This window comes from Neisseria sp. P0021.S007 (assembly GCF_051956855.1).
Genome location: NZ_JBQCXA010000002.1, coordinates 163,007 through 189,351, shown reverse-complemented (window position 1 = coordinate 189,351; position 26,345 = coordinate 163,007). Strand labels below are relative to the sequence as shown.

26 protein-coding genes are annotated in these 26,345 nt (G+C 46.9%); 15 read left to right on the top strand and 11 right to left on the bottom strand.

The window, feature by feature from the left end:
* The first annotated feature begins 38 nt into the window (after nt 1-38).
* The 10 genes from mlaD (at nt 39) to cysS (ending at nt 6,903) form a co-directional block, all read left to right on the top strand.
* Nucleotides 39-533 (top strand): outer membrane lipid asymmetry maintenance protein MlaD, encoded by a 495-nt coding sequence (mlaD, locus tag ACTHUR_RS03905; protein ID WP_003748012.1) that lies wholly within the window; start codon nt 39-41, stop codon nt 531-533.
* 32 nt (nt 534-565) lie between these two features.
* Nucleotides 566-1,156 (top strand): MlaC/ttg2D family ABC transporter substrate-binding protein, encoded by a 591-nt coding sequence (locus ACTHUR_RS03900; protein WP_003681817.1) that lies wholly within the window; start codon nt 566-568, stop codon nt 1,154-1,156.
* Nucleotides 1,157-1,219: 63 nt separating this feature from the next.
* Nucleotides 1,220-1,498 carry an STAS domain-containing protein gene (locus ACTHUR_RS03895; protein ID WP_036493932.1) on the top strand — a complete coding sequence of 93 codons (279 nt, stop codon included), beginning with the start codon at nt 1,220-1,222 and terminating at the stop codon, nt 1,496-1,498.
* Nucleotides 1,495-2,322 carry an MlaA family lipoprotein gene (locus ACTHUR_RS03890; protein WP_049335811.1) on the top strand — a complete coding sequence of 276 codons (828 nt, stop codon included), beginning with the start codon at nt 1,495-1,497 and terminating at the stop codon, nt 2,320-2,322. The genes ACTHUR_RS03895 and ACTHUR_RS03890 overlap by 4 nt, the downstream gene beginning before the upstream one ends.
* A 114-nt stretch (nt 2,323-2,436) precedes the next feature.
* The gene (locus tag ACTHUR_RS03885; RefSeq protein ID WP_003681812.1) at nt 2,437-2,799 is read left to right on the top strand and encodes a hypothetical protein; all 363 of its coding nucleotides are present in this window, start codon (nt 2,437-2,439) and stop codon (nt 2,797-2,799) included.
* Nucleotides 2,799-3,182, top strand: coding sequence for an acyl-CoA thioesterase (locus tag ACTHUR_RS03880; protein ID WP_107848611.1), 384 nt, complete (start codon nt 2,799-2,801; stop codon nt 3,180-3,182). Before ACTHUR_RS03885 ends, ACTHUR_RS03880 begins: the two co-directional genes overlap by 1 nt.
* Nucleotides 3,179-3,667, top strand: coding sequence for a peroxiredoxin family protein (locus ACTHUR_RS03875; RefSeq protein ID WP_101755758.1), 489 nt, complete (start codon nt 3,179-3,181; stop codon nt 3,665-3,667). Before ACTHUR_RS03880 ends, ACTHUR_RS03875 begins: the two co-directional genes overlap by 4 nt.
* Nucleotides 3,668-3,810: 143 nt before the next feature.
* Nucleotides 3,811-4,965 carry a GTPase ObgE gene (obgE, locus tag ACTHUR_RS03870; RefSeq protein ID WP_108699895.1) on the top strand — a complete coding sequence of 385 codons (1,155 nt, stop codon included), beginning with the start codon at nt 3,811-3,813 and terminating at the stop codon, nt 4,963-4,965.
* A gap of 39 nt (nt 4,966-5,004) precedes the next feature.
* On the top strand, nt 5,005-5,448 hold the full coding sequence (locus tag ACTHUR_RS03865) for a YDG/SRA domain-containing protein (RefSeq protein WP_070624954.1): 444 nt from the start codon (nt 5,005-5,007) through the stop codon (nt 5,446-5,448).
* A 33-nt stretch (nt 5,449-5,481) separates the two neighbouring features.
* Nucleotides 5,482-6,903: a cysteine--tRNA ligase gene (gene cysS / locus ACTHUR_RS03860; protein WP_070624952.1), complete on the top strand. Its 1,422-nt coding sequence runs from the start codon at nt 5,482-5,484 to the stop codon at nt 6,901-6,903.
* 112 nt (nt 6,904-7,015) lie between these two features.
* On the opposite strand, the gene ACTHUR_RS03855 is transcribed toward cysS, so the two are convergent.
* Complete coding sequence (locus ACTHUR_RS03855) at nt 7,016-7,621, bottom strand: nitroreductase family protein (protein WP_049335801.1); 606 nt, start codon at nt 7,619-7,621, stop codon at nt 7,016-7,018.
* Between the two features lie 15 nt (nt 7,622-7,636).
* Complete coding sequence (locus tag ACTHUR_RS03850; protein WP_049335799.1) at nt 7,637-8,032, bottom strand: DoxX family protein; 396 nt, start codon at nt 8,030-8,032, stop codon at nt 7,637-7,639.
* A gap of 127 nt (nt 8,033-8,159) precedes the next feature.
* On the opposite strand from ACTHUR_RS03850, the gene ACTHUR_RS03845 reads away from it, so the two are divergent.
* Entirely contained in the window at nt 8,160-9,050 is an 891-nt protein-coding gene (locus ACTHUR_RS03845; protein WP_049335797.1) for a LysR family transcriptional regulator, read from the top strand.
* Between the two features lie 57 nt (nt 9,051-9,107).
* Here ACTHUR_RS03845 and ACTHUR_RS03840 read toward each other — a convergent pair whose 3' ends face one another.
* The 6 genes from ACTHUR_RS03840 to ACTHUR_RS03815 form a co-directional block, all read right to left on the bottom strand.
* Nucleotides 9,108-9,449 carry a hypothetical protein gene (locus ACTHUR_RS03840; RefSeq protein WP_049335795.1) on the bottom strand — a complete coding sequence of 114 codons (342 nt, stop codon included), beginning with the start codon at nt 9,447-9,449 and terminating at the stop codon, nt 9,108-9,110.
* A gap of 200 nt (nt 9,450-9,649) precedes the next feature.
* Nucleotides 9,650-11,923, bottom strand: coding sequence for a Tex family protein (locus ACTHUR_RS03835; protein ID WP_049335794.1), 2,274 nt, complete (start codon nt 11,921-11,923; stop codon nt 9,650-9,652).
* 64 nt (nt 11,924-11,987) lie between these two features.
* The gene (locus tag ACTHUR_RS03830; RefSeq protein ID WP_036492188.1) at nt 11,988-12,638 is read right to left on the bottom strand and encodes an ABC transporter ATP-binding protein; all 651 of its coding nucleotides are present in this window, start codon (nt 12,636-12,638) and stop codon (nt 11,988-11,990) included.
* A complete protein-coding gene (locus ACTHUR_RS03825; RefSeq protein WP_004519071.1) occupies nt 12,635-13,432 on the bottom strand; it encodes an ABC transporter permease in 798 nt (265 codons plus the stop codon). The genes ACTHUR_RS03830 and ACTHUR_RS03825 overlap by 4 nt, the downstream gene beginning before the upstream one ends.
* Entirely contained in the window at nt 13,432-14,601 is a 1,170-nt protein-coding gene (locus ACTHUR_RS03820) for a capsule biosynthesis protein (protein WP_036492193.1), read from the bottom strand. The genes ACTHUR_RS03825 and ACTHUR_RS03820 overlap by 1 nt, the downstream gene beginning before the upstream one ends.
* A gap of 11 nt (nt 14,602-14,612) precedes the next feature.
* Nucleotides 14,613-15,791: a polysaccharide biosynthesis/export family protein gene (locus ACTHUR_RS03815; protein WP_049335793.1), complete on the bottom strand. Its 1,179-nt coding sequence runs from the start codon at nt 15,789-15,791 to the stop codon at nt 14,613-14,615.
* A 119-nt stretch (nt 15,792-15,910) separates the two neighbouring features.
* Between ACTHUR_RS03815 and ACTHUR_RS03810 the strand changes: the two genes are divergently transcribed.
* Both ACTHUR_RS03810 and ACTHUR_RS03805 read left to right on the top strand, forming a co-directional pair.
* Entirely contained in the window at nt 15,911-17,014 is a 1,104-nt protein-coding gene (locus ACTHUR_RS03810; RefSeq protein WP_049335791.1) for a stealth family protein, read from the top strand.
* 94 nt (nt 17,015-17,108) lie between these two features.
* Nucleotides 17,109-20,702, top strand: coding sequence for a CDP-glycerol glycerophosphotransferase family protein (locus ACTHUR_RS03805; RefSeq protein WP_224783381.1), 3,594 nt, complete (start codon nt 17,109-17,111; stop codon nt 20,700-20,702).
* Nucleotides 20,703-20,804: 102 nt separating this feature from the next.
* Here the strand turns inward: ACTHUR_RS03805 and ACTHUR_RS03800 are convergent, their stop codons facing one another.
* From ACTHUR_RS03800 to ACTHUR_RS03790, 3 genes are read right to left on the bottom strand one after another with little or no spacing between them, the layout of a single operon-like run.
* Entirely contained in the window at nt 20,805-22,250 is a 1,446-nt protein-coding gene (locus ACTHUR_RS03800; RefSeq protein WP_440398540.1) for an XcbB/CpsF family capsular polysaccharide biosynthesis protein, read from the bottom strand.
* Nucleotides 22,177-23,616: an AMP-binding protein gene (locus ACTHUR_RS03795; RefSeq protein WP_150540576.1), complete on the bottom strand. Its 1,440-nt coding sequence runs from the start codon at nt 23,614-23,616 to the stop codon at nt 22,177-22,179. Before ACTHUR_RS03795 ends, ACTHUR_RS03800 begins: the two co-directional genes overlap by 74 nt.
* A gap of 3 nt (nt 23,617-23,619) precedes the next feature.
* Nucleotides 23,620-23,850, bottom strand: a complete 231-nt coding sequence (locus tag ACTHUR_RS03790) for an acyl carrier protein (RefSeq protein WP_003747973.1) — start codon at nt 23,848-23,850, stop codon at nt 23,620-23,622.
* A gap of 223 nt (nt 23,851-24,073) precedes the next feature.
* On the opposite strand from ACTHUR_RS03790, the gene galE reads away from it, so the two are divergent.
* Both galE and rffG read left to right on the top strand, forming a co-directional pair.
* A complete protein-coding gene (gene galE, locus ACTHUR_RS03785) occupies nt 24,074-25,090 on the top strand; it encodes a UDP-glucose 4-epimerase GalE (RefSeq protein WP_004519079.1) in 1,017 nt (338 codons plus the stop codon).
* Nucleotides 25,091-25,206: 116 nt separating this feature from the next.
* A complete protein-coding gene (gene rffG / locus ACTHUR_RS03780; protein ID WP_049335785.1) occupies nt 25,207-26,274 on the top strand; it encodes a dTDP-glucose 4,6-dehydratase in 1,068 nt (355 codons plus the stop codon).
* Nucleotides 26,275-26,345 lie beyond the last annotated feature (71 nt).

Genomic DNA, 26,345 nt, shown 5'->3' with positions numbered 1-26,345 from the left:
AACGACACTTAAAAAGAATGAAACAAGGACAATAGCACATGAAAAAAAATGCTTTGGAATTTTGGGTAGGACTGTTTGTCTTATTGGGCGCGGCCGCCATCGGCTTTCTCGCCTTCCGCGCCGCCGGTGGACAATCGTTCGGCAAATCATCACAAACCTACACCGTCTATGCCGATTTCAGCGACATCGGCGGCTTAAAAACCAACGCTCCGGTCAAATCCGCAGGCGTACTAGTGGGCCGCGTTGCCTCTATTCAGCTCGACCCTAAATCCTATCAGGCAAAAGTCGCCCTCAATCTGGACAGCCAATATCAGTTCAGCAGCGACGTTTCCGCACAAATCCTGACTTCAGGCTTGTTGGGCGAACAATACATCGGCCTGCAACAAGGCGGTGATACCGATTCTTTGGCAGCAGGCGACACCATTACCGTCACCAGCTCCGCCATGGTTTTGGAAAATCTTATCGGCAAATTCATGACCAGCTTTGCCGAGAAAAACGCAGATGGTGAATCTGCCGGTCAAAACAAACAATAAACACATATCCACTCAATATTCAGGACACTATCATGAAAAAAACTTCTTTCATCAGCGCATTGAGCATCGGCGTATTGAGCATCAGCATGGCATTTGCCTCTCCTGCCGACGCAGTCAACCAAGTCCGTGAAAACTCCGTTCAAGTGCTGAAAATCCTCAACAGCGGCGACGCCAACACTGCACGCCAAAAAGCCGAAGCCTACGCCATCCCTTACTTCGACTTCCAACGCATGACCGCTTTGGCCGTCGGCAACCCATGGCGTACTGCGACTGACGCACAAAAACAAGCGTTGACTAAAGAGTTCCAAACCCTGCTGATCCGCACCTACTCCGGCACCATGCTGAAATTCAAAAACGCCAAGGTCAACATCAAAGACAACCCGGTCGTAAACAAAGGCGGTAAAGAAATCGTCGTCCGCGCCGAAATCAACGTTTCCGGCCAAAAACCGGTCAACATGGACTTCACCACCTACCAAAGCGGCAGCAAATACCGCGCATATAATGTCGCAGTAGAAGGCGCAAGCTTGGTTACCGTATACCGCAACCAATTCGGCGAAACCATCAAAGCCAAAGGCATCGACGGCCTGATTGCCGACTTGAAAGCCAAAAACGGCGGTAAATAATCCACCCCCGCACCATGCCGCCTGATGTTCAGACGGCATGGTGCCTTACATCATAAAGACACCATGCAAACAGAAATCCGCAACGGCACGCTCTACATCAGCGGCGACGTTACCGTCAAAACCCTGACTGCCTCCGCCTTTGCGCGCTACGAACAACAATGCCGTCTGAAAGAAACAGACAGTATAGACTTCAGCCAAGTAGGCAAAGCAGATTCAGCCTGCGTTTCCCTGCTGCTCAACGCTCTGCGCCGGACAGACAAAAAACCGACCATTCAAAACATTCCCGATTCCGTCCGCGCACTGGCCGAACTTTACGAAATCAAAGACTGGTTGCAATCATGAAAAAAACCACCGCTTCACTCTGCCTCCTCATCAGCATAGCCTCCGCTCCCGCACTTGCCGAACGCAATCCAGCCGACCCTTACGAAGGCTACAACCGTACCGTTTCCAAGTTCAACGACAAAGCAGACAAATACGTCCTTTCCCCTGTCGCACGCGGTTATCGCAAAATAACGCCCAAACCGGTGCGTACCGGCGTGATCAACTTCTTCAACAACCTGCGCGATGTCGTCAGCTTCGGCAGCAATGTACTGCGCCTTGACGTCAAACGCGCCAGCGAAGACCTCGTCCGCGTCGGCATCAACACCACCTTCGGCCTTGGCGGTTTAATCGACGTAGCCGGTGCAGGCGGTGTGCCCAGCAATAAAAACACCCTCGGCGATACCTTCGCCTCATGGGGCTGGAAAAACAGCAACTACTTCGTTGTCCCCCTACTCGGCCCGTCTACCGTACGCGATACCGTCGGCAACGCCGTCACCACCGTCTATCCGGTTAAAAATGCCGTCTTCCACACCAGAGCAGGACGCTGGGGCACAATCGGCCTGCAAGCCATCAACACCCGTGAAGAACTGCTCGACCTGACCGACAGCCTCGAAGGTGCAGCCATCGACAAATACAGCTACACACGCGACCTTTACATGAAAGTCCGCACCCAACAAACCGGCGGCACGCTCCCTCAAAGCGAAGACGACAACATCGACATTGATGACTTAGTGGACAGCAATGCCACTTCCGAACCGGTAACAGCCCCTCAAACCGCTCCGGCAGAAATTCCCGATACAGCCAATCCCCAAACCCTGTATCAAACACCATCAGAAAACCTCTGATTGTTCCCAAAAATAAAGGCCGTCTGAAATTCAGACGGCCTTTATCCCCCAAAAGATAGCCAGTCCACCACCTTTGCTATATCATTCAACTATACAGAAACCAAGGAAAACACCATGTACGAAGTCAACCGCAGCGTCTTCCTGCTTATCCCCCTCGATCCATTTTGGAACTGGCTGAAATCCCTGCCCGGCAATCACCTAGACGGCCTGACACTGGAAGACATTCAAGCCGATGCCAATTCCTACCTCGTTCGCCCATGCGAAACTGCCGACGAAGTATGGGACGAAATCGAAGCGCGTTTTGAAGATATTTTTGCTGCCGAATTGGCCGACTGGTGCGAAGACGAAAGCGAATGGCCGGATTTGGATGCCGACATTTTCAACGAATGGTTCGATATCCAACTCTCCACCGTGATTACCGACCTCGAACACGAACCAATCGCACGCGAAGAGTTCCAACCCATCAATCTCAACTGATGAAACTGACCGTCCGCAACTACCATCTCGACGGCTACGGCCACGTCAACAATGCGCGCTATCTCGAATTTCTCGAAGAAGCGCGCTGGACGTTTTTTCAAGAGCATGACCTTCTGTCCGAACTCGAAGGCATCATGCTCGTTGTTGCACGCGTCGATATCCGCTATCGCCGCCCGTCGCTTGAAGGCGATGTTTTAACCTTCACAGGCCGTCTGAAAGACATCGGCACACGCCACATCATCCTCAGCCAAACCGCAACCCTGCCCAACGGCAAAGCTGCCATCGAAGCCGAAGTTACCCTTATGCCCGTCAGCAGCGAAAGCGGCCACAGCATCAGCGTTCCCCAAACCTTAGCACACGCAATTCAAAACCTCGAATCATGAAAAAAATACTCACACTCCTTGTCATTGCCACGATTGGCGCGCTTCTTACCTTCGTCCTTATCCCCAGCAACAAAGCCGCCCCTGATTTCGCCCTGCCCGACCTGCAAGGCAAAACCATTACCAACGCCGATTTGAAAGACAAAGTTACCCTCATTAACTTCTGGTTTCCCTCCTGCCCCGGCTGCGTGAGCGAGATGCCTAAAATCATCAAAACCGCCCAAGACTATCAAGGCAAAAATTTCCAAGTCCTCGGCATTGCCCAGCCCATCGATCCTATCGAAAGCGTCCATCAGTACGTCAAAGAATACGGCCTTCCCTTCACCGTCATGTACGATGCCGACAAAACTGCCGCAAAAGCCTTTGGTACACAGGTTTACCCGACTTCCGTCCTGATCGACAAAAACGGCAACATCCTTAAAACCTACGTTGGCGAACCCAATTTCACCCAACTCTACCAAGAAATCGACCAAGCCCTCGCCCAATAAATCCAAGGCCGTCTGAAACCATATTTCAGACGGCCTAAAACCGAAATATCCTTTATAATAAGCAACATTTTATCCGTTCAGACACCAAGCTCCTCTATTAACAAAGGCCGTCTGAAACAACCGAATACCCATAAGAGAACATCATGAAATTTATCGACGAAGCAAAAATCGAAGTCGCCGCAGGCAAAGGCGGTAATGGCGCAACCAGTTTCCGCCGCGAAAAATTCGTACCCCGCGGCGGCCCTGACGGCGGCGACGGCGGCAAAGGCGGCAGCGTTTGGGCAGAAGCCGACGAAAACACCAACACCCTCGTCGAATACCGCTTCGTCAAACGCTACCAAGCCAAAAACGGCGAAAAAGGCCACGGCTCCGACCGCTATGGCGCAGGTGCGGACGACATCGTCCTCAAAATGCCCGTCGGCACCCTTATCCGCGACCTCGATACAGACGAAATCGTTGCCGACCTCACTCACCACGGCCAGCGCGTCTGCCTCGCCAAAGGCGGCAAAGGCGGCTTGGGCAACATCCACTTCAAATCCTCCGTCAACCGCGCGCCCAAACAATCCACGCCCGGCGAAGAAGGCGAAACCCGTTCCCTGCAACTCGAGCTTAAAGTCCTCGCCGACGTCGGCTTGTTAGGCATGCCCAACGCCGGTAAATCCACCCTGATTACCGCCGTATCCGCCGCACGCCCCAAAATCGCCAACTACCCCTTTACCACCCTGCATCCGAATTTAGGCGTCGTGCGCATCGACGAAAACCACAGCTTTGTCATGGCCGATATCCCCGGCCTGATTGAAGGCGCGGCAGAAGGTGCAGGCCTCGGCCACCGCTTTCTCAAACACCTATCGCGCACCGGCCTGCTGTTGCACGTCGTCGATTTGGCGCCCTTCGACGAAACCGTCAACCCTGCTGAAGAAGCCCTAGCCATCATCAACGAATTGCGCAAATACGATGAAGAACTTTACGGCAAACCGCGCTGGCTGGTGCTGAACAAACTCGACATGCTCGACGAAGAAGAAGCCCAAGCACGCACCGCCTCCTTCCTCGAAGCCATCGGCTGGGATTACCCCAAACCAGACGACCGCTTCCAATTCGACATGGAAACCCCGCGCCTCTTCCAAATCAGCGCCCTGACCCATCAAGGCACACAGGAATTGGTACACCAAATCAACCAATACCTAACCGAGAAAAAACGCATCGAAACTGAAAAAGCCGAAGCGGAGCAGGCTGCGGCAAAAGCCGAAATTGCCGAGCAGCAGCCTAAAACGGATACAGGCGTATTTAAGCCGGAGTAAAAAATTTCAGACGGCCTTTTTAATAAAATGGAGAGTCGCATGTCTTCCAACTCTTTTTCTTTACAAGAAAACGATATTATTAAACGTTCAGAATTACATGACCAATACGGTGGCAATAGACAAAGTGGCATTGCTGCTTCGGCAAAAACGCCCAATATCTTCCTCTTTACTCACCCAGAAAAAGGCGAAGACCACGGCTATTATGATCGCTGGGATGAGAAGGGAACCACCCTGTTTTATTGTGGCGAAGGACAACGTGGTGATCAGCGTATGATCAATGGGAATAAAGCTCTCTTGGAACATAAACAGACAGGAAAAGCCATCCGTGTTTTTGCTAATGACACACTAAATGCTCATGTCCGATACATCGGTGAATTTACATTAGATGAGCATCAGCCTTATATAGTTAAAAAAGCACATGCAACTAATAATGGCCCAGAACGAAACGTATTTGAATTTTGCTTGCACAAAAAATCCAAATAATTTACCCCAGTTTATACAAATTTTGAAAATTCCATGACCACCATCTACAACACCCTTACCCGTCAAAAAGAACCCTTTGCCCCCATCGACCCTAAAAACGTGCGTATGTACGTTTGCGGCATGACCGTTTACGACTATTGCCACTTAGGCCATGCCCGTGTGATGGTTGTGTTCGACATGATTGCCCGCTGGCTGCGCAAGTGCGGTTATCCGCTCACTTATGTGCGCAATATTACCGACATCGACGACAAAATCATTGCCCGTGCGGCTGAAAACGGCGAAACCATCGGCGAGCTGACCGCGCGTTTCATTCAGGCCATGCATGAAGATGCAGATGCTTTGGGTGTGTTGCGTCCCGACATCGAGCCAAAGGCAACGGAAAATATCCCGCAAATGATTGCCATGATTGAAACCTTGATTCAAAACGGCAAGGCATATCCTGCCGCAAATGGCGACGTTTATTACGCCGTGCGAGAGTTTTCCGCTTACGGCCAATTATCGGGCAAATCGCTGGATGACCTGCGCGCAGGCGAACGTGTGGAAGTGGACGGTTTCAAACGCGATCCGCTTGATTTTGTATTGTGGAAAGCGGCCAAAGCAGGCGAACCTGCATGGGAAAGCCCTTGGGGTAACGGCCGTCCGGGTTGGCATATTGAATGCTCTGCCATGAGTGAAAACCTGTTCGGCGATACTTTCGATATCCACGGCGGCGGTGCGGACTTGCAGTTCCCGCACCACGAAAACGAAATCGCCCAAAGTGTCGGCGCGACAGGACATACCTGCGGCCACGACCACGCGCAAACCCACCACGGTCGAAGCATCTCCAGCCACGTCAAATACTGGCTGCACAACGGCTTTATCCGCGTGGACGGCGAAAAAATGTCCAAATCGCTGGGCAACTTCTTCACCATCCGCGAAGTGTTGAAACAATACGATCCCGAAGTCGTGCGTTTCTTCATCCTGCGCGCCCACTACCGCAGCCCGTTGAACTACTCCGACGCGCATTTAGACGACGCAAAAGGCGCGCTGACCCGTCTGTACACCACGTTGAAAAACACACCAGCGGCTGAGTTTGATTTATCTGAAAACGCCAATGACTACACCCGCCGCTTCTACGCCGCCATGAACGACGATTTCGGTACGGTCGAAGCGGTTGCCGTGTTGTTTGAGCTGGCAGGCGAAGTGAACAAAACCAATGATGCGCACCTCGCCGGCTGCCTGAAAGCTTTGGGTGGCATCATCGGCCTGCTGCAACGTGATCCGACCGAGTTTCTGCAAGGCGGCGCGGTTTCAGACGGCCTGTCCAACGAGGAAATCGACGATTTGATCGCCCGCCGCAAACAGGCACGTGCGGATAAAAACTGGGCGGAATCCGACCGTATCCGCGACCTTCTGAACGAACACAAAATCATTCTGGAAGACAACGCCGGCGGTACGACTTGGCGCCGCGGTTGATTTTATGGCATAGATAAAAGGCCGTCTGAAACTGTTTTCAGACGGCCTTTTTAATTTTGTTATTTCAAAAAGGGCGCAAACATCGCGCCCTTTGTTTAACACATCATTTCACTTATGCGCCAAATACTTTCAGACGGCCTTCGATTGGTTGGAAGGCTTTTTCACCGGCTGAAGCCGCGATACCGCCAATCACCATTTGCGCACGCAACAACCAGCTTTCCGGCAAGTTCCATTCTTTGGCAATGGCCGCATCAGGCAGTGGATTGTAGTGTTGTAGATTGGCGCCGATACCGGCAGCCGCCAATGTTGTCCACACAGCATATTGAACCATGGCATTTGCCTGATCCGCCCAGATCGGGAAGTTGGCCGCATAAGATGGGAACTGCTCTTGCAAGCCTTTGACAACATCTTGATCTTCAAAGAACAAAACTGTCGCCGCGCCTGCTTTAAACAAGTTCAGTTTTTGCGCAGTGGCTTCAAACTGCTCGGCAGGAACAATTGCACGCAAAGCTTCTTCAACAAAATGCCACACTTTGGCATGTTCTTCGCCAAACAATACGACCACTCGGGCAGATTGCGAATTGAAAGAAGACGGCGTATGCAAAACGGCGTGTTCGATGATTTTGGTTACTTCCTCATTGGACAGAGGCAGGGTGTTGCTCAATGCATAGATAGAACGACGGGTTTCAGCAGCTTGTTGCAAAACAGAATAAGTCATGATCTTTTCCTTAAATTAATCTTTATCTTTACCAAAAGCGTTATCCAAAGCCCACGCTCCGCCACCGACTACTGCCAGATACAGGAACACGAAGCAGAACAAAACGGCAGATTCGCCATGGTTGGCCAATGGGAACAAAACATTACCAGAAGACGCGTGGGCCATAAAGTAGGCGGCTGCCATCTGACCGGACAAAACAAACGCGGCCGGACGCGTAAACAGGCCCAATATCAATAAGATACCACCGACAATTTCCAAAACACCGGCCACCAGCATCAAGCCTTCGGGCGCACCGCCCATAGACATCGGAAAACTGAAAAACTTGGCCGTACCATGCAGCAAAAACAGATACGCCGCAACAATACGCAAGACAGACAATACAACAGGTTGGAATGATTTGAGGGCTGACATCTTAATAATCCTTATTTTAATGGCTACCTGAAGAGGTATGGAGCAATTTCAATAAGTGCAGTATAGATAATTCCCAGTAAGAGATATATACTCGAATTATTGATACAACGTTTCCTAATAAGAAATAATGGATACCCTATTTAGCCTAAAAGTTTTCCGCCAAGTTGTTCAAAGCGGCAGCTTTACCCGTGCCGCCGATCAGCTCGATATCTCCACCGCCATGGCCAGCAAACACGTCAGCCATCTGGAAAACACCATTCAAGCCAAGCTCTTACACCGCAACAGCCGCAACCTTCATCTGACCGAAGCAGGCGAAGAATACTACCGCCAGTGCAGCTACGCGCTGGATACCTTGGACACCGCTGCCCAAAAAGCGGCAGGCGGTACCGACACGCCGCAAGGTATGTTGCGCGTTACCATGCCCCTATGGTTTGCAGGTGGCAATATGAGCGCATGGCTAGCAGAATACCGCCAGCGTTATCCCAAAGTCACGCTTGACCTCGTCCTCGACAACCGCCATATCGACCTCATTGCCGAAGGTTTCGACCTCGCCTTACGCGTTTCCAAAACCCCCTCCCCTTCGCTGATCGTCAAACCGCTGGCCAAAATCGAGTTCGTCCTGCTTGCCGCTCCCGACTATCTGGCCCGACACGGCACACCCGATACGCCCGAAGCCGTCATGCAGCATCAAGCCATCCTGCCTTCCTATACCAGTCAACAAAACTGGGAGATTACCCACCGCATTACCGGAGAAAAAGCCATTCTCCATCTCTCCCCGGTTATCCGCAGCGACAACACACTGATGATACGCGAGCTGATTAAAGCAGGCGCAGGCATAGGCTATCAGCCCCTTTGGGCAGTTCAGCAGGAATTGAAGGATGGTACATTGATCCAACTTCTGCCCGATTACACCATCTGGACAGACCAACTGAACGCCACCTATGTCGACAGGGCATTTCTCAGTGCGAAAGTACGCAGCTTTATCGACTTTCTCAATGAAAAAATATCGGAAAGATAAACATCAAGGCCGTCTGAAACACTTTTCAGACGGCCTTTAATCAAAGCAACAATCCAATCAATAATTGGTCGAGCAGAACTGTTCGCGTTTGTCCGCATCGGCGGCATAGCATGTCAAACCCATGCCTGACGCATTACTGTTGTTCGCTTTCGCACCCGGTTTCTTGTTCACCAAAACCTTACCGTTTTTTCCGATTTCCACGGTTACGCCTTTGCCGTTTTTCAGCTTCCATTTCAACACTTGCGCATCGGCACTTTGGCACTTACTGACCGTACAGCCGCCTTCTGTCGCAACATTGCCGTTTTTATAAATCACGCACTGCTGCTGGCTGTCGGTACAGGCTGCATACGCAGCAACGGAGAAACAGGAAATCAGCACGGCAAACAAAACAGGTTTCATGGTTTGAACTCCTAAGGTTGTGATGATGGGTTTGTGATATTTGGAACTATACGCTTGTTTGCATGTGCCTACTACAAAATGTATCGTTAACATTCAATGGGCGCATCAGTATATCCATTCCACTAATTATCTAATTCGCCTCATACGATAAAGGCCGTCTGAACATCACTTTTCAGACGGCCTTCAATTGGTTTTCTACCTTACCGCTTCAACTTCGCAAACGCATCCGCCATTGCCGAATTGGTTGGGGCGCGGTCGTTGCGTTGGGGTTTGCGGTCGCGGCGTTCTTGATGTCGGGTTTCAGACGGCCTGTTGCCTTTGACTGTGCCGCCCGGTTCGTCATCCAAACGCATGGTGAGTGCAATGCGTTTACGCGCAGCATCGACTTCCAGCACTTTCACTTTCACCACATCTCCGGCTTTCACGACTTCGCGCGGGTCTTGAACAAATTTATTGGACAGGGCGGAGATGTGCACCAAACCGTCTTGATGGACGCCGATATCCACGAACGCGCCGAAGTTGGCGACGTTGGAGACCACGCCTTCAAGTATCATGCCGACTTGCAAGTCGCTGATTTCGTGGATGCCTTCGGCGAATGAGGCCGTCTGAAACTCGCCGCGCGGGTCGCGACCGGGTTTTTCAAGCTCGGACAGGATGTCCAGAATGGTCGGCAGGCCGAAGCGTTCGTCGGTGAAGTCGGAGGCTTTGATTTGCTTCACGCGCTCGCGGTTGCCGATGAGTTCGGCGGCGGTAATGCCTTGTTGCGCCAGCATTTTGGCGACAACAGGATAGGCTTCGGGGTGGACGGCGCTCGCGTCCAACGGCTCTTTGCCACCGTTAATCCGCAAAAAGCCTGCCGCCTGCTCGAAGGTTTTTTCGCCCAAACGCGGTACTTTCAGCAATTTTTTGCGGCTGTCGAACGCGCCGTTTTCATCGCGGTAGGCGACGATGTTTTGGGCAAGGGTTTGATTTAAGCCGGAAATTCGCGCCAAGAGCGGGGCGGAGGCGGTGTTCACGTCCACGCCGACGGCGTTCACGCAGTCTTCGACCACCGCGTCCAGCGATTTGGCGAGCTGGCTTTGGTTCACGTCGTGCTGATACTGCCCCACGCCGATGGATTTGGGGTCGATTTTGACCAACTCGGCGAGCGGGTCTTGCAGCCTGCGGGCGATGGACACCGCGCCGCGCAGGGAAACGTCCAAGTCGGGGAACTCGCGCGCCGCCAGTTCGGACGCGGAATAAATCGACGCGCCGGCTTCGGAAACGACGATTTTGTGCAGCCCCATTTCCGGCATTCCGCCCACCAGTTCGCCCGCGATTTTGTCGGTTTCGCGGCTGGCGGTGCCGTTGCCGATGGCGATAAGTTTCACGCCGTGTTGTTTAATCAGGCGCGACAACGTTGCCAACATATTGTTTTCTTGATGCAAATAGACGATGACGGTATCCAACAGCTTGCCCGTGTCGTCCACTACGGCGCATTTCACGCCGTTGCGGTAGCCGGGGTCGAGACCCAGCGTGGTCAGCCGTCCGGCGGGCGCGGCGAGCAGCAAGTCTTTGAGATTGCGGGCGAACACGGTAATCGCGTCGGTGTCGGCGGCTTCTTTCAGACGGCCTAGGGCTTCAAGTTCCAACGACAAAAAGATTTTTGCGCGCCAAGTCAGGCGCACGGTATCACGCAGCCATTTGTGGCCGTCTGAAACCTTGAAACGGCGGGCGATGATTTGCTCGTATTCGCTTCGCTGCGTAATCGGCGTGTCGTCGGGCTGGTATTTGAGCGCGATGTTCAAAATGCCTTCGTTGCGGCCGCGCAAAACCGCCAGCGCGCGGTGGCTGGGCATGGTGCGGACGGGTTCGCGGTGGTTGAAATAATCACTGAATTTTTCGCCTTCGGTTTCTTTGCCTTCAACGACTTGCGCGTGGATTTCGGCTTCGTTCCACAACTTATCGCGCAGCGTGCCGATGAGTTCTGCGTCTTCGGCAAACTGCTCCATCAGAATCGCGCGCGCGCCGTCCAACGCGGCTTTTACGTCAGGGACGTTTTCGTTCAGGTAGTCCTGTGCGGCGGCTTCAACATCCTGCGGCTGCTCAGCAAGCAACACGTCCGCCAGCGGCTGCAAACCGTGTTCGCGTGCGATTTGCGCTTTGGTGCGGCGTTTGGGTTTGTAGGGCAGATACAGGTCTTCCAGCGCGGTTTTGTTGTCGACGGCTTCAATTTGCGCCCTGAGGTCGTCTGAAAGCTTGCCTTGCTCTTCAATGCTTTTTAAAACAACGGTTTTGCGCTCTTCCAATTCGCGCAGATATTGCAACCGCTCGGCAAGCTGGCGCAGCTGCGTATCATCTAGCCCGCCTGTAGCTTCTTTACGGTAACGCGCGATAAAAGGTACGGTTGCGCCATCATCTAAAAGCTCAATCGCAGCATTGATTTGCGCGGCAGTGGCGGAGAGTTCTTGGGAGAGGATTTGAGTAATGTTCATCAATAGAATTCCAACGGACAGGCCGTCTGAAATTTCAGACGGCCTGATTTAAAAAACAATCGCTTTAAGGCAGCGAATTATAATATTCGTAGGCTTTGTCCATATCTTCAAACTGGTGCATATGCCCTTTTTCCAGCACCATCGCATTATCGCAATATTGCTTCATGGCGCTGTGGCTGTGCGACACCAAAATGATGGAACGGTCTTTGCGCTTTTCAAACAACTCGTACTTACATTTATCGGCAAAGCGCGAGTCGCCAACCGCAATCACTTCGTCAATCAGATAGCAATCAAACTCTACCGCCAACGACAAAGCAAATGCCAAACGCGCCTTCATACCTGAAGAATAACGCTTAACCGGCTCGTAAAGATATTGCCCTAGCTCGGAAAACTCTTCGGTAAAGTTCTTCACATAATCGATATCGACATTGTAAATCCGGCAGATGAAACGCAAATTGTCCATACCGGTCAGGCTGCCTTGAAACGCACCGGAGAATGCCAAAGGCCAAGAAATACTCATCGTCCGCTTGATTTCACCCGTGGTCGGCGGCTCAACGCCACTGATCAAACGGATGAGCGTCGATTTACCTGCACCGTTGCGGCCGAGAATACCGATTTTCTCGCCCTTCTCCATTTTGAAGTTGATATCGTGCAAGACTGTCCGCCAACCTTGGCGGGTCAGATAGCGTTTGGAAACGTGTTCAACTGAAATCATTGCGGCTCAACCCCTTTGCTGAATCTCGCCACCATCGCCAAACCAAGCAGCAGCAAAACTAAATTACACAACAAAATATACCAAGGATTTTCGTAAGTCGTAACGCTGTTACCAAAATATCCGGCACGGAACATTTCTGTACCATGCACCATCGGAAGCATCAGCACATAGTGTTGCAACTGCTGAGGCAGGTTGTGTACGAAGAAAAACACGCCGGACAAAGGCATCATCACAAAACTGATGGTACTCCAAACTTTGCCAAACGGCTCAAAGTGAAACGCCACCGAACAGATGACCAGCCCCAATCCAACGGCAAACATTGCCATCAAAAGCCAAGCCAACAACATATAGAAAATATCTGCCGGTACATCAATCCAGCCGATGACGACCAATGCAGCCATAATCACAACCTGCGCAATGGTGGCACCGGCAATCTCCAACAACATACGCGCAAAAATGGTATCTAAAACACGTACATTTCGGTGATACAGCAGGCTTGTGTTGGCCGCAATCGAACCGATGGCGCGATTAGAGGCATTACGCCACATCATCATCATCGGATAGCCTGTCAGCGTGAAAGCCACGATATTCAAAGCCGACACGTTGTGCATGCGGAAAAACTTCCACATCAACACCATAACCAAAGTCAGCAGCAAAGGTTCGACAAATAACCACAAAAAACCAATGTTATTACGACCGTAGCGAGTAATAATTTCACGCATTAAGAGCGCGCCGATTACCCTTTTTTGGATAAGCAGCGACTCCAAAAACGATGTTTTATGTAGCTCTTTCATCAGTTTTTATGCTCACGGATACTTGCAGACAGCAACACGGCAATGCCATAGACAATCAAACCGATGACAAACGTTGCCACAATGTTGTACAGACGGTTTGGTTCATGCGCCAAGTCAGGTTTGTTCGGCTGGGAAATCACTTCCAAATACAATTGCTGACGATCTGCTTCCGCTTTCGCACTTTCCAAAGAAGTCATCGCTGCAGCCAATTGTTTCTCAGCCAATTCGTTTTCCAAATACACGCGCTGATATTCCGCCGCCTGATTGGACAACGAACCCTCGCCACCGCCGGAAATCGCTTTCATTTGTTGCGAGATTTCTTTACGCAAGCTCTTTTCACGCGCAATCAAACCTGGAATTTGCGGGTTTTCAGGCGTAACGGCTTTTACCTGGTCAAGCTGAGTTTGAATGACAATCAACTCGTCCTGCAATTTGGATACCAAACCCATTTGCACATCGGATTGCGCCTTCAAGTCAAAAATACCGTTGGACACACGGAATTTTGTCAATTGAGCCGAAGCTTCTTTAACTTTCTCTTCAGCCGAATTGACCACTTCCTGAGCATAACGAATCGTATCCTGACGCGCACGTTCGTTCAGCTGGTTGATCAATACCTCACCCTGTTTGAGCAAAGCATCATTGATCTTTTGAGATTCACCGGCATTGAAAGATGTAACGCTCAAATTAGAAATGCCTGAGACAGAGTCAAAATGGATGGATACCTTATCGCGGTAGTATTGATAAAACGCTTCATCCTCGCCACGCAGGCCAAAACCATTAAAACGGCTGAAAATGTCGCCTTCTTTTTCATAAAAATCACGAACGGGCATTTTCTTACGCAACGCGTCCAAAGCCGAACGCGACTGCATATATTCCTGCACGGTATAAATATCGTCTTGCGCACGAGAGAAACCAGACCCCTGCAAAATAGCGCCCAAGCCGTTCAAAGACGATTGGCTTTTAGGAGAACGCACCACAAAGCTGGACTGGGATGTGAACTGATCAGAAGCAAATAGTCCGTAATACACACCGGAACACAAAGTCGGCACGATAACCGTTACCCAAAGCAACGGATTAATCTTACGCAACCAAGACTTTTTGGCCTTTTTCTTTTCGGGAGCCGGTTGTTCCGGTTTCACATCCACATTTGCAGAAACTTGCTCAGACATTATTTTCCCCATCAGTTCACTAAATTATTAATACTGTTCGCACCGCTAACCACAGGCGAGAACACAAATGACAAGAACTTGCGTACTTCGGCCATCGGTGCATTCGATACGTACACCACGTCCTTATCCTTCACAGGGAAACGCTGCATCCAAAACATAGAATTCGCATCTGCCAGGTTCAAACGGTAGACCACAGGAATCTCCGCACGATCGCCATAACCCTTTTCAACCCATTTAGATTGTTTCTCAGGAGGCAGCTCGGACAAAGGCGCATAACGGAATACAAATACGCCGCGCGCATCTGCACTATAATCCTGCAGACCGCCCATACGTCCCACAGCCTCAGCCAAAGATAAGCCCTTCACAGAGAAACCAATCTGCTGCGTATGACCGACCGCACCCATAGACGTAAACGTGCTTGGATTAGTAATCATTGTGACTACATCACCGCGGCGCAACAAAATATTTTGACGCGGATGCGCCACCAAGTCTTCCAAAGCAATCGTTCTGACAACATTGCCACGTGTCAGCTGTACGTTCGTATCCTGAACATTCGCAGTCGAACCGCCCACGGCAGCCACCGCATCCAACACACGCTCGCCTGCAGCCGTCAAAGGCATACGCACACTGTTACCCGCGCGGATAACCGATACATTCGCCGCATTGTTTTGCACCATGCGCACCATTACCTGCGGCTGGTTTGCCATTTTTTTCAGACGGCCTTTAATAATGTTTTGCACCTGAACCGGTGTTTTACCAAGGACAGACACATCGCCAATAAACGGCACAGAAATCGTACCTGCAGAGCTGACCATCTGTTCAGGCAGCTTCGTTTGCTGCGCATTACCCGAACCGGTAGACGACAAAGCTCCGCCGAACAACACAGCCGGAGGAGCTTCCCAAATCGTAATGTCCAGCACATCACCTATATTGATAGCCCCTATTGATGATGTACCATCGCCCAACTGAGCAAATGACTGATTAACTTGCGCTTGATATAGCGACTGAGCTACCGCACCATTCACATCAATCAACTCCACCTCTGGCACTTCGGCTGTAGCCGACTGTTGCCCCAAAGCAACAACATTTCGTGTACTTGGGCCGGAAGTAGGAAGAGAAGAGCATGCAGCCAACAGACTGACACACAACAATAACATGCCCCTGCGGGTAAGACATTCTGCTTTCAACATTGATTAAATCTCACTATACTTTTAATTACGCACAGCCATTATAACACCTGATGAAATATTAGGCCGTCTGAAAACCTGACATAAGCATCAAAAGACATCACATTACAGCGAATACCGTCATGAGAAAACTTAAAAAACTGATTCGACAACCAGGTGTATTCTTCCGCGACTATCTCAACAAAAGATACCCTGTCCGAAACGCCGAACAGCGTACAACAGAGTCTGACGAACCGGTCATTATCGACAACAGCCTGTATTTAGCCGAAATTGAAAATAGTATCGACCTTCCCCCTATTAAAGTTGATGTCGTTTTCACATGGGTAAATAACCAAGATCCCAAATGGCAGAAACGTCGGCGCCAACATAGCCCTACTGCCGAACAAAACGCACTCCACAATAATGACGAAGCCCGTTTCAGCAACCACAACGAACTTTACTATTCACTTCACAGCGTGCGCACCTTCCTGTCGTGGGTCAACCATATCTACATCATTACCGACAACCAACGCCCCGACTGGCTCAATCCTGCCGACTATCCCAATGTCAGCATAATAGATCACAGTCAAATCATTGACCCGCAATACCTGCCCACCTTCAATTCGCATGTAATCGAAGCACACTTGCACAACATTCCTAATCTAAATGAACACTTCATCTATTTTAACGATGATGTATTTGTTGCCCGACCATTACCGAAGGAACATTTTTTTCACGCCAACGGGATTGCTTCACTTTTTATTGCAGACAAAAGCCTAAAACAAATGTCCGAAAGAGGAACCGACACACCCACTCTTTCCGCCTCAAAAAACTGCATCACACTATTACAACAGCACTACGACTGCCACATCGACCGTCCGTTAGTACACACCTATATTCCACTGCATAAAAGCAGCTTTCAATTTGCTTGGCAACACTACCGTACTGAGATTGAAGCCTTTTTATCCAACCGTTTCCGTTCTAACCACGATCTCAACCTTGCCACCTTCCTCGTACCTTGGCTGATGTTTTTAAACAGGAAATCTACAGTAGGTAATGAAATATGTTATTATTTTAATATCCGCTCCAACAAAGCGCCTGCCCAATATATCAAGCTCTTGGAAAATAAAAAAAATGGGCGGCAGCCACACTCTTTTTGTGCCAACGATTTTCACAGCCAGCAACAGATTGAAAACTACCAGGACAAACTGATTCAAATGCTGGAAAATTACTTCAAAACCAAATAAAAATAAAAGGTTAAAAAAAATGAACAATAAAAAATTTCGGAAGCTCTTACGAGACCCTAAACTCTTTTTCCGCGACATGTACGCCAAACGCGTAATGAAACTCAAAAAATACCTTCCCTTAAAATACGAAGGTAATAATCAATTTACAATCGTTTCAGCCGTTTATAACGTCGAAAAATACCTTGATGAATACTTTGACAGCATCGTCAAACAAAGCTTGAATTTCAAAAAATACATTCAAATCATTCTAGTAGATGATGGGTCAACCGACCATTCGGCAGAAATCATCAAACGATGGCAAGCCAAGTTTCCCCAAAATATCCATTATTTTTACAAAGAAAATGGCGGCCAGGCCTCGGCACGCAATCTGGGTTTACAACATGTTGAAACCGAATGGGTAACATTCATAGATCCAGATGACTTTGTTTCTTCTGATTACTTCTACAAGACAGATAACTTCTTAAGTAATAATGCCAACATTAGCATAGTAGGTTGCCCATTAGTATTCTACTTTGAAGATAAAGACATGGTGAAAGATACACACCCCTTAAAATATCGTTTTGCTAAAGGGGATATTATCCTTCCATTATCTAATCTAAAAGATCACCTACAATTATCTGCAAGTACTGCTTTTTTCAAAATTGATAATATCCGTAATGCACATATTTATTTTGATGAGGCAATGAAACCTAGCTTTGAAGATGCAAAATTTGTTACCGATTATATTCTAAATACTGATGCCTCAACTAATGCTGCTTTTCTGTCAAAAATCAGTTATTTTTATCGAAAACGTTCTGATGGTTCGTCCACGTTAGATGGAGCATGGAACAATCCATTACTATTTTCTAGGGTAATTGAAAAAGGCTGTATTGAAATTTTGAAAACAGCCAAAATGAAATTTGGAAAAGTCCCTGAGCATATTCAAAGAATCGTCCTATACCATATCATCTGGTATTTTGGTCGTATCGTAAATAAACCTGCAGCATTGTCACACCTAAGTGAAGAGCAAAAAAAACATTTCGTTGCCTTATTACATGAAATGTTTTCATATATTGATGAAGCAACGATTCTTCGCTTTAATTTAGCAGGGACATGGTTTTTCCAAAAAGTAGCTCTGCTCGGTTTATTTAAAAATACAGCACCTAAAAGCCAAATTGCTTATATTGAAGATTTTGATTTGAAAAAGAAACAGATTTTGGTGAAATATTTTTCAAATTTTCCAATTGTTGAACAATGGGTAATCAATGGTAAGGAAATATTCCCTAAATACCAAAAAGAAGTTGTCTATGACTTTCTAGGCAGTTTATACACTAAAGAATACCGCACATGGCTTCCTTGTCACGACATGGGCGATTTAGAACTTTTTTTAGCCGGTAAAAGAGCCAAATTAACATTCTCAGGAAAACAATTTGACAAACTACCAATCGAAGCAGTATTCACTTCATTCAAACAAAAATCCACGGTTAAATCGAATGACTGGATTTTAATGGATAGGGACAATCAGGCCGATGATAATGCAGAACACTTATATCGTTATATTAGTGAAAATCATCCAGAACAAGATATTTATTTTGCCCTGAAAAAAACCTCCTCTGATTGGAAAAGGCTCGAACAAGATGGGTTTAATTTGCTTGAATTTGGCTCATCTGCATTTGAGAGTAAATTAAAAGACTGCGCAAAAATCATCAGTAGTCATGTTGATGGATATATCACACATTATTTCAAAGATAATTCCCTATTAGATAAAGACTACGTCTTTTTACAACATGGCATTACGAAAGATGATTTATCAGGTTGGTTAAATACCAAAAAAATTGCTTGTTTCGTTACAGCGACAAATCCAGAATACCATTCTATTGTGGACAATACGACTGCTTATAAATTTGGTAAAAAAGAAGTTAAACTGACAGGCTTCCCTCGTTATGACCGTTTACTTATCAATAACAATACCGAATCTAAGCAGATTTTAATTATGCCAACATGGCGTAGCTCCATTGTAGGCACATATATTTCAGGTACAGAACGAACAAGAAACCCTGATTTCATGAAAACTAACTATGCCAGACATTGGCATGGTTTCATGAATCATGCCATATTAAAAGAACTGAATGATCAAGGTTATCAAATCGTCTTTGCACCACATCCAAGTATTCAGGAATACATGGATGAGTTCACTGTACCTGACTTTATTAAGATCTATAGCTATTCAGAAGGTAACATCCAATCCGTCTTCCAAAATACTAGCATCTTGATTACAGACTATTCATCTGTTGCATTTGATGTAGCCTACTTAAATAAAGCTATTTTGTATTATCAATTCGATTATGATGAAGTATTCTCCAGTGGAAATCACACCTATCAAAAAGGTTATTTTGACTATAACCGAGATGGTTTTGGTGCAGTTGCTTATAATGAAACAGAACTTCTGGCAGCATTAAAAGATCTAGTAAACAATCAAGCTAAAGTACCTGATTTATATCAAAAACGTATCGACAAAACATTCCAATTTAGGGATTCGAATAATTGTGAGCGTGTCTATCAGTCTATTACAGCACTTGACCAACCTGACACTACAGATAATCTGCCTATTATTCAGAATATGATTACCCAAGCTGAGAAACTTCATGCATGGGACTTGGCAGCAACCCGTATCCAAACTCTGCTTGATACAGGCCGTCTGAATGCGGAAGAAACAGCTGATTATCGCCATCGCTATCTGAACGCTTTATTTGAAAGCAACCAGTTTGACACTTTGCAAAACCTGTTACCTGATTATCCCGATACCGCAGGTTACTGGCATGCGAAAATGGACTTATATATTGGTAATGCCGTTAAAGGGGCGGAATTTTTTGCTGAAAACAAGCATATAGGAACGCAAAATGATTTACTTGTCGCATTGCTTGCAGCCTCGTTTCATCAAGCAAAAAGGCCGTCTGAAAAACTGTTTGCCCGGATAGGTACAGACTTATCCGACTCATATCAACCTTTGTTAGCCGTAGCACAAAAGCTATCGGAGCAGAATTATTTTGTAGCATTGGCTTTACTGAAAACGTATATTGATGGCTTGGATGATCGCGAAAAAGGCTATCTCAAACCCGAGCTATTGGCTTCTTACCTCTGCATGAAACTTGGTAACTTACAAGGCGCGCATCAGTTTTTGGTTGCTTTTGAAAACCATACTCAGAATGATCCAAGTTGCCGTATCGCGATTGCAAGACTGGCAAAATTACGCGGTGATTCTGAAAAACTATTTACCCAGCTTAACCGTGCCTTTGAAGAAAATCTGCTCTTAATTCCTGAAGATTTAACAATCGATTATCTGAAAAAAATGTACGCTACCGGCAACACTGACGGCGAAGGATATCTATTGGCCCAACTGCGCCAAAAATATCCTGAGAATCCGTCTTTGGCCTTGTATGAAGCTGAAAAACTTGCCCAAAACCAAGATTGGGAGTCTGTCACCAAAATATTGGCTGATTTTGCACAAACCTCACCGGAAACGATGTATCTTTATACAACTGCTTTATGCCGTCTGAAAAACCATCAGGCAGCACAACGTTATTTTGACAGTCTCTCTCTACAAGACACAGCAGCATATTGGAAACTGGCAGCTGAAATAGCCGAAGCTAAAGGTGACAAGGCATTACAGGCTGAGTGTCTGAAAAAACAATTGGCTTGTTTAGAGTAATTTCTGTCTTATCTTAAAAAAGGCCGTCTGAAAACTTTTATGTTTTCAGACGGCCTTTACTGTTAATACACTAATCAAGCTACCATATATCTACTTCATATTTTAATTCAGATTAATGTCCGAATCAGTAATATGGATGTCCAACAGCAAATTATTGATAATGGTATTGGACAAGAATACTGTGTTGCCTGAAAAATCTATGTGCTTTTGAATTTTTTCAAAGTCGAATTCACATAATACAACTGTAGGCAATGCTTCTTTCAGCTCTTTAATATCCGGATAAAACTCTGATACTTTAGCCGATGAAATGACCACTTGATTTTCAAGGTTATGATCAATTACATCCGGTAGCTTTTTGAAAGTCTCCAAAATCGGCGTACGGATAGAGTGCAGATACAATGGATCTTTGCCACCATAGTATTTATGGTTGCCCAAAAATGGGTCGATTGCAAAGGTTTTGTACCCACCAATTAAGCCGTGATATACCGCCCCTGTACCGCCTGATGATGCGCCGCAAATGACTACGTTTTTCTTATCTACGCCATAAATATTCATCAGGCTCTTAATGAAACGCTGGATATTGTCTTCGATATTTTCATCAAACTTTGTATTCAAACCGTGACTGCCAAACGCGTCTGATACATCAGCCATACGGATGATATAAGTATTTGGCATGATGCTGTTGCTGATAAATGGAAATGGGTGGCTATAATAACGGTCAACCATATTCTCATTGCTCTTATTGGTATAAGAGAACAACACCAATAGGTTTTTCTTGTTGGCACTCAATACTTTCGGTGCTTCAACAGTATAAATGACATTTTCCAACTCATGGAAAGAGTCTGGGAAATAAGCCAAAAGATCTTTATAACTGTGCTTGTTCACGCGACGGAACACACTTACACCCATTTTGTGTTCGACAGCTAAAAAGCCTCTATTATTTAGCTCATAAACATAATCACTTAGACCATGATTCCGAGCATAGCTTAGGAAAAACTCATTACTGTCGCCTTTAACACCAATGTATTCAACTTCCGGCTTATCCAAGTACTCAGCTAAATTAATGCCTTTATTTTTTTCAACATTCAGGATGTAGCACAGTTCGCTGCCAAGATAAATGGAAGTAACTTCTAAAATCTCACTAAATTTATCCTCGATTTTTGCCCAATCGGCTTCAGCAAATTTAAAAGACAATACTGTCTTTTCTTGATTAACCGATTGTGGGTAACTTCCATAAATTTCTGAAATATATTTCAGAAATTTATGGAAGCCGGAAATCTTAGAAATTTTGCTCTTATTACGCTCAATAAAGTTAAAGGTTTGTCCTACTGCCGTATAACTGACGCTGACAAAATAGTCGTTCAACAGAAAATCAAACACTATACTTTGATTGTTATAAATCCAAGCGTTAACCTTTTGAGGATCAATCTTGGCTTTTCGTAAGATGTTTTGCTGAATTTGATATAAATCCATTTTATAAACCCTGCTGATATTTTTCCAACAATGCTTTTTTGTCGGTTTTGTGGTTGGTGCTGACTGGAATTTCATCAATGTGAATAAATTCAGACGGCATCATGTAAGACGGTAAATTTTGTACTAATGCGTCTTTGATCGCCTGAGTATCTGCACTTTGCTTGGCTGTATAGAAACACACCAAACGCAATACTGCGCCTGTGTTGCGCTTCAAAGCTACTACTGCCACAGTATCAAAGGCAAATTCTTTAAGGTTAAGAATTTTTTCTTCAATTTCTGAAAGTTCGATACGGTAGCCATTGAGCTTAATCTGCTCGTCTTTACGGCCTTGTACATAGAACAATCCATTTTTTTCAAAACCGTAGTCACCTGTTTTATAAGTACGGTTATCTGCACTGTGTACTACCAAGCGTTTGGCATTTTCAGTTTCGTTGTTCAGATAGCCACGCATCACATGGTTACCGCTAATCCAAATCTCTTCGTCAACAATCTCTAATTTGGAATTAAGCACGGCAACGCCTACAGGCAACTCTTCTTCTGCCGCCAGCATATCAGGTGTAATATCAACGTAAGTTGTTGCTACAGTAGCTTCAGTCGGACCATAGGTATTGATAACACGGACACCGGGAAATTTTTGAAAAATCATATTTACTACTGGTTTGCCAAGTTTTTCGCCGCAGAACAAAAATTCTTTCAAACTCGGTAAAGTAGCTTGACTACATTTAGGGTTAAGCAGCTGCTGCATGGCAAAAGAAGGCGTGGAAACCCAGGTAGTAATTTGTTGTTTGGCCAAAAAATCAATCCAGGTGGCAGGATTAGAAATAGCATCACGACTGTTCATGACAATGCAACCGCCGTAAGCCAAGTTGCCAAAGATTTCGTACATTGACAAATCAAACGCAAACGGAGCCTGATTCATGAATACATTAGGTGCGGCTAAATTAAGCTGCTCTTTCATCCATTTCATCAGGTTAAACACGGCTTCACGACCGATTTGCACACCCTTAGGTGCGCCGGTTGTTCCTGAAGTAAACATGATGTAAGCCAAATCTTTTTCAGCCAGCTCTACTTCTTCGTCAGTCTGCTTTTCAAAAGTTTGCGTTGCCGAACGGTATACAAAGCGTGCTTTCGACAGTTGGCAGATATTGTTCAGACGGCTTTCAGGATAAATACTATCCACCGGAATAAAAGGGATTTTGTTTAATAAGCAGGCATAAATTGCCACTGCAAAATCAATTTCTTTATGGCCGTGCAACACCAGAGGAATGTTTTTGGTAATATCTGCTATGCTTTTGTAAGCCTCGATAAATGCGGCTATTTTTACGCGCAACTCTTCCCAAGAACATTCTTGAGTATCATTAACTAACGCTTTTCCCGAAGTTTGGCTGAAACGGTATTCCAAAAAATCATCAAGATTTTGGAATTCATTTAATTGTTTCATGATTTAGCCTTTGTAATTATTTTCAACATATTGAATGATATTGGCTGAGTTTGCCAAAATATCAACCAGTTGCTCAAACGGCAAATCAACATCAAATTTTTGTTTGATGGCCATAACCAAATCCATTGCGCTCACAGAATCAATAAGTCCTGTAGACAACAATTCTTCATTTGCTGACACTTGTTTTTGTGCAACTTGTGAAATCAACGCCAAAACTTCGTTAGATACTGACATGGTAAGATCCTTTTATTAAAATTGAAATGATAACGCTTTGCACTCTGTGCATAACACTGTGATTATCCCATATTTTTTTACTTTTCAGGTAACTAAATATACAATATCCAAATAAAGCAATCCCTCTTTGACAACACTTACACCAGGCCATCTGAAAGCGTGTTTGTATTTTCAGCCAACCGATTTCACGACTTCCAAACACAATTTTAATTAAGGAAAACCAATGACTATTCTTATCACCGGCGGTACCGGTTTTATCGGTTCTCATACCGTTGTTTCCCTGTTGAAATCAGGCTTTAATGCCGTGATTTTGGACAATTTGTGCAATTCGTCTGCCAACATCCTCCCGCGCTTGGAAAAGATTACCGGCAAGTCTGTGCCTTTTTACCAAGGGGATATCCGTAATCGTGAAGTGTTGCGTCAAATCTTTGCGGAACACGATATTGATGCTGTCATCCATTTTGCCGGCTTGAAGGCAGTCGGTGAAAGCGTGGCCAAACCAATGAAATACTATGACAACAATGTGTCGGGCAGTTTGGTTTTGGCTGAAGAAATGGCGCGTGCCGGCGTATTTAAGATTGCGTTCAGCTCATCTGCTACGGTTTACGGCGATCCGGGTAAAGTACCTTATACGGAAGATATGCAACCGGGGGATACGACCAGCCCTTACGGCACGTCTAAGTCTATGGTGGAGCGCATTTTGACGGATATCCAAAAGGCCGATCCGCGTTGGAGCGTGATTTTGTTGCGCTATTTCAACCCTATCGGTGCACATGAAAGCGGTTTGATCGGCGAGCAGCCAAACGGTATCCCAAACAATCTGCTGCCTTATATCTGCCAAGTGGCTTCAGGCAAGCTGCCGCAATTGTCGGTTTTCGGCGATGACTATCCTACCCCAGACGGTACGGGTATGCGCGACTATATCCATGTGATGGATTTGGCGGAAGGCCATGTGGCGGCAATGCAGGCGAAAAGCGATGTTTCGGGTGTACACCTGTTTAATTTGGGTTCGGGACGTGCTTATTCGGTATTGGAAATCATCCGTGCCTTTGAGGCAGCCTCCGGTTTGACCATTCCGTTCCAAATCAAACCGCGTCGTGATGGCGATTTGGCCTGTTTCTACGCCGATCCCGCCTACACCAAAGCGCAGACCGGTTGGGAAACCAAACGCGATTTGGCGCAGATGATGGAAGACTCATGGCGTTGGGTCAGCAACAATCCAAATGGCTACGACGATTAAGTTGACCTGATACAGGCCGTCTGAAAGAGATGTTTTCAGACGGCCTCTTTATCTGAAAAACACACTTTCTGTCTGCTATAATCCGTTTATATTATTTTGACTATCCTCTGAAACTTATGAAAAAAATCCTTGTTACCGGCGGCGCGGGCTTTATCGGTTCTGCCGTTGTCCGTCATATTATCCAAAACACCCAAGACTCTGTCGTCAATGTCGATAAGCTGACTTATGCCGGCAATTTGGAATCTTTGACTGAGGTAGCCAATAATCCTCGCTATGCTTTTGAACAAGTGGATATTTGCGACCGCGCCGAACTCGACCGCGTATTCGCACAACACCAGCCTGATGCCGTGATGCACTTGGCTGCGGAAAGCCATGTCGACCGCTCTATCGATTCGGCAGGCGAATTTATCCAAACCAATATCGTCGGTACATTCAATCTGCTTGAAGCAGCCCGCGCCTACTGGCAACAAATGCCGTCTGAAAAGCGCGAAGCCTTCCGTTTTCACCATATTTCTACCGATGAAGTCTATGGCGATTTGCACGGCACAGACGATTTGTTTACCGAGACCACGCCATACGCGCCGTCCAGCCCCTACTCTGCTTCTAAAGCGTCCAGCGACCACCTCGTCCGTGCATGGCTGCGTACTTACGGTTTGCCGACCATCGTAACCAACTGTTCCAACAACTACGGCCCTTACCATTTTCCGGAAAAACTCATTCCTTTGATGATTCTGAACGCGCTTGACGGCAAACCGCTGCCCGTTTACGGCGACGGTATGCAAATCCGCGACTGGCTGTTTGTCGAAGACCACGCGCGCGCGCTGTATCAGGTTGTTACCGAAGGTGTTGTCGGCGAGACCTACAATATCGGCGGCCACAATGAAAAAGCCAATATTGAAGTCGTCAAAACCATCTGTACCCTGCTGGAAGAGCTTGTTCCTGAAAAACCGGCCGGCGTGGCACGTTATGAAGATTTGATTACTTTCGTACAAGACCGTCCCGGCCATGACGTACGCTATGCCATCGACGCTGCCAAAATCGGCAGGGAGCTGGGCTGGAAACCTCAAGAAACATTCGAATCCGGCATCCGCAAAACAGTGCAATGGTATTTGGACAACAAAACCTGGTGGCAAAACGTATTGAACGGCAGCTACCGTTTAGAGCGTTTAGGCACCGGAAAATAAGTTTTCAGACGGCCTGTTCCCATATTAGGCCGTCTGAAAATCACGCAAACACACACTACTCAGGAGAAAAC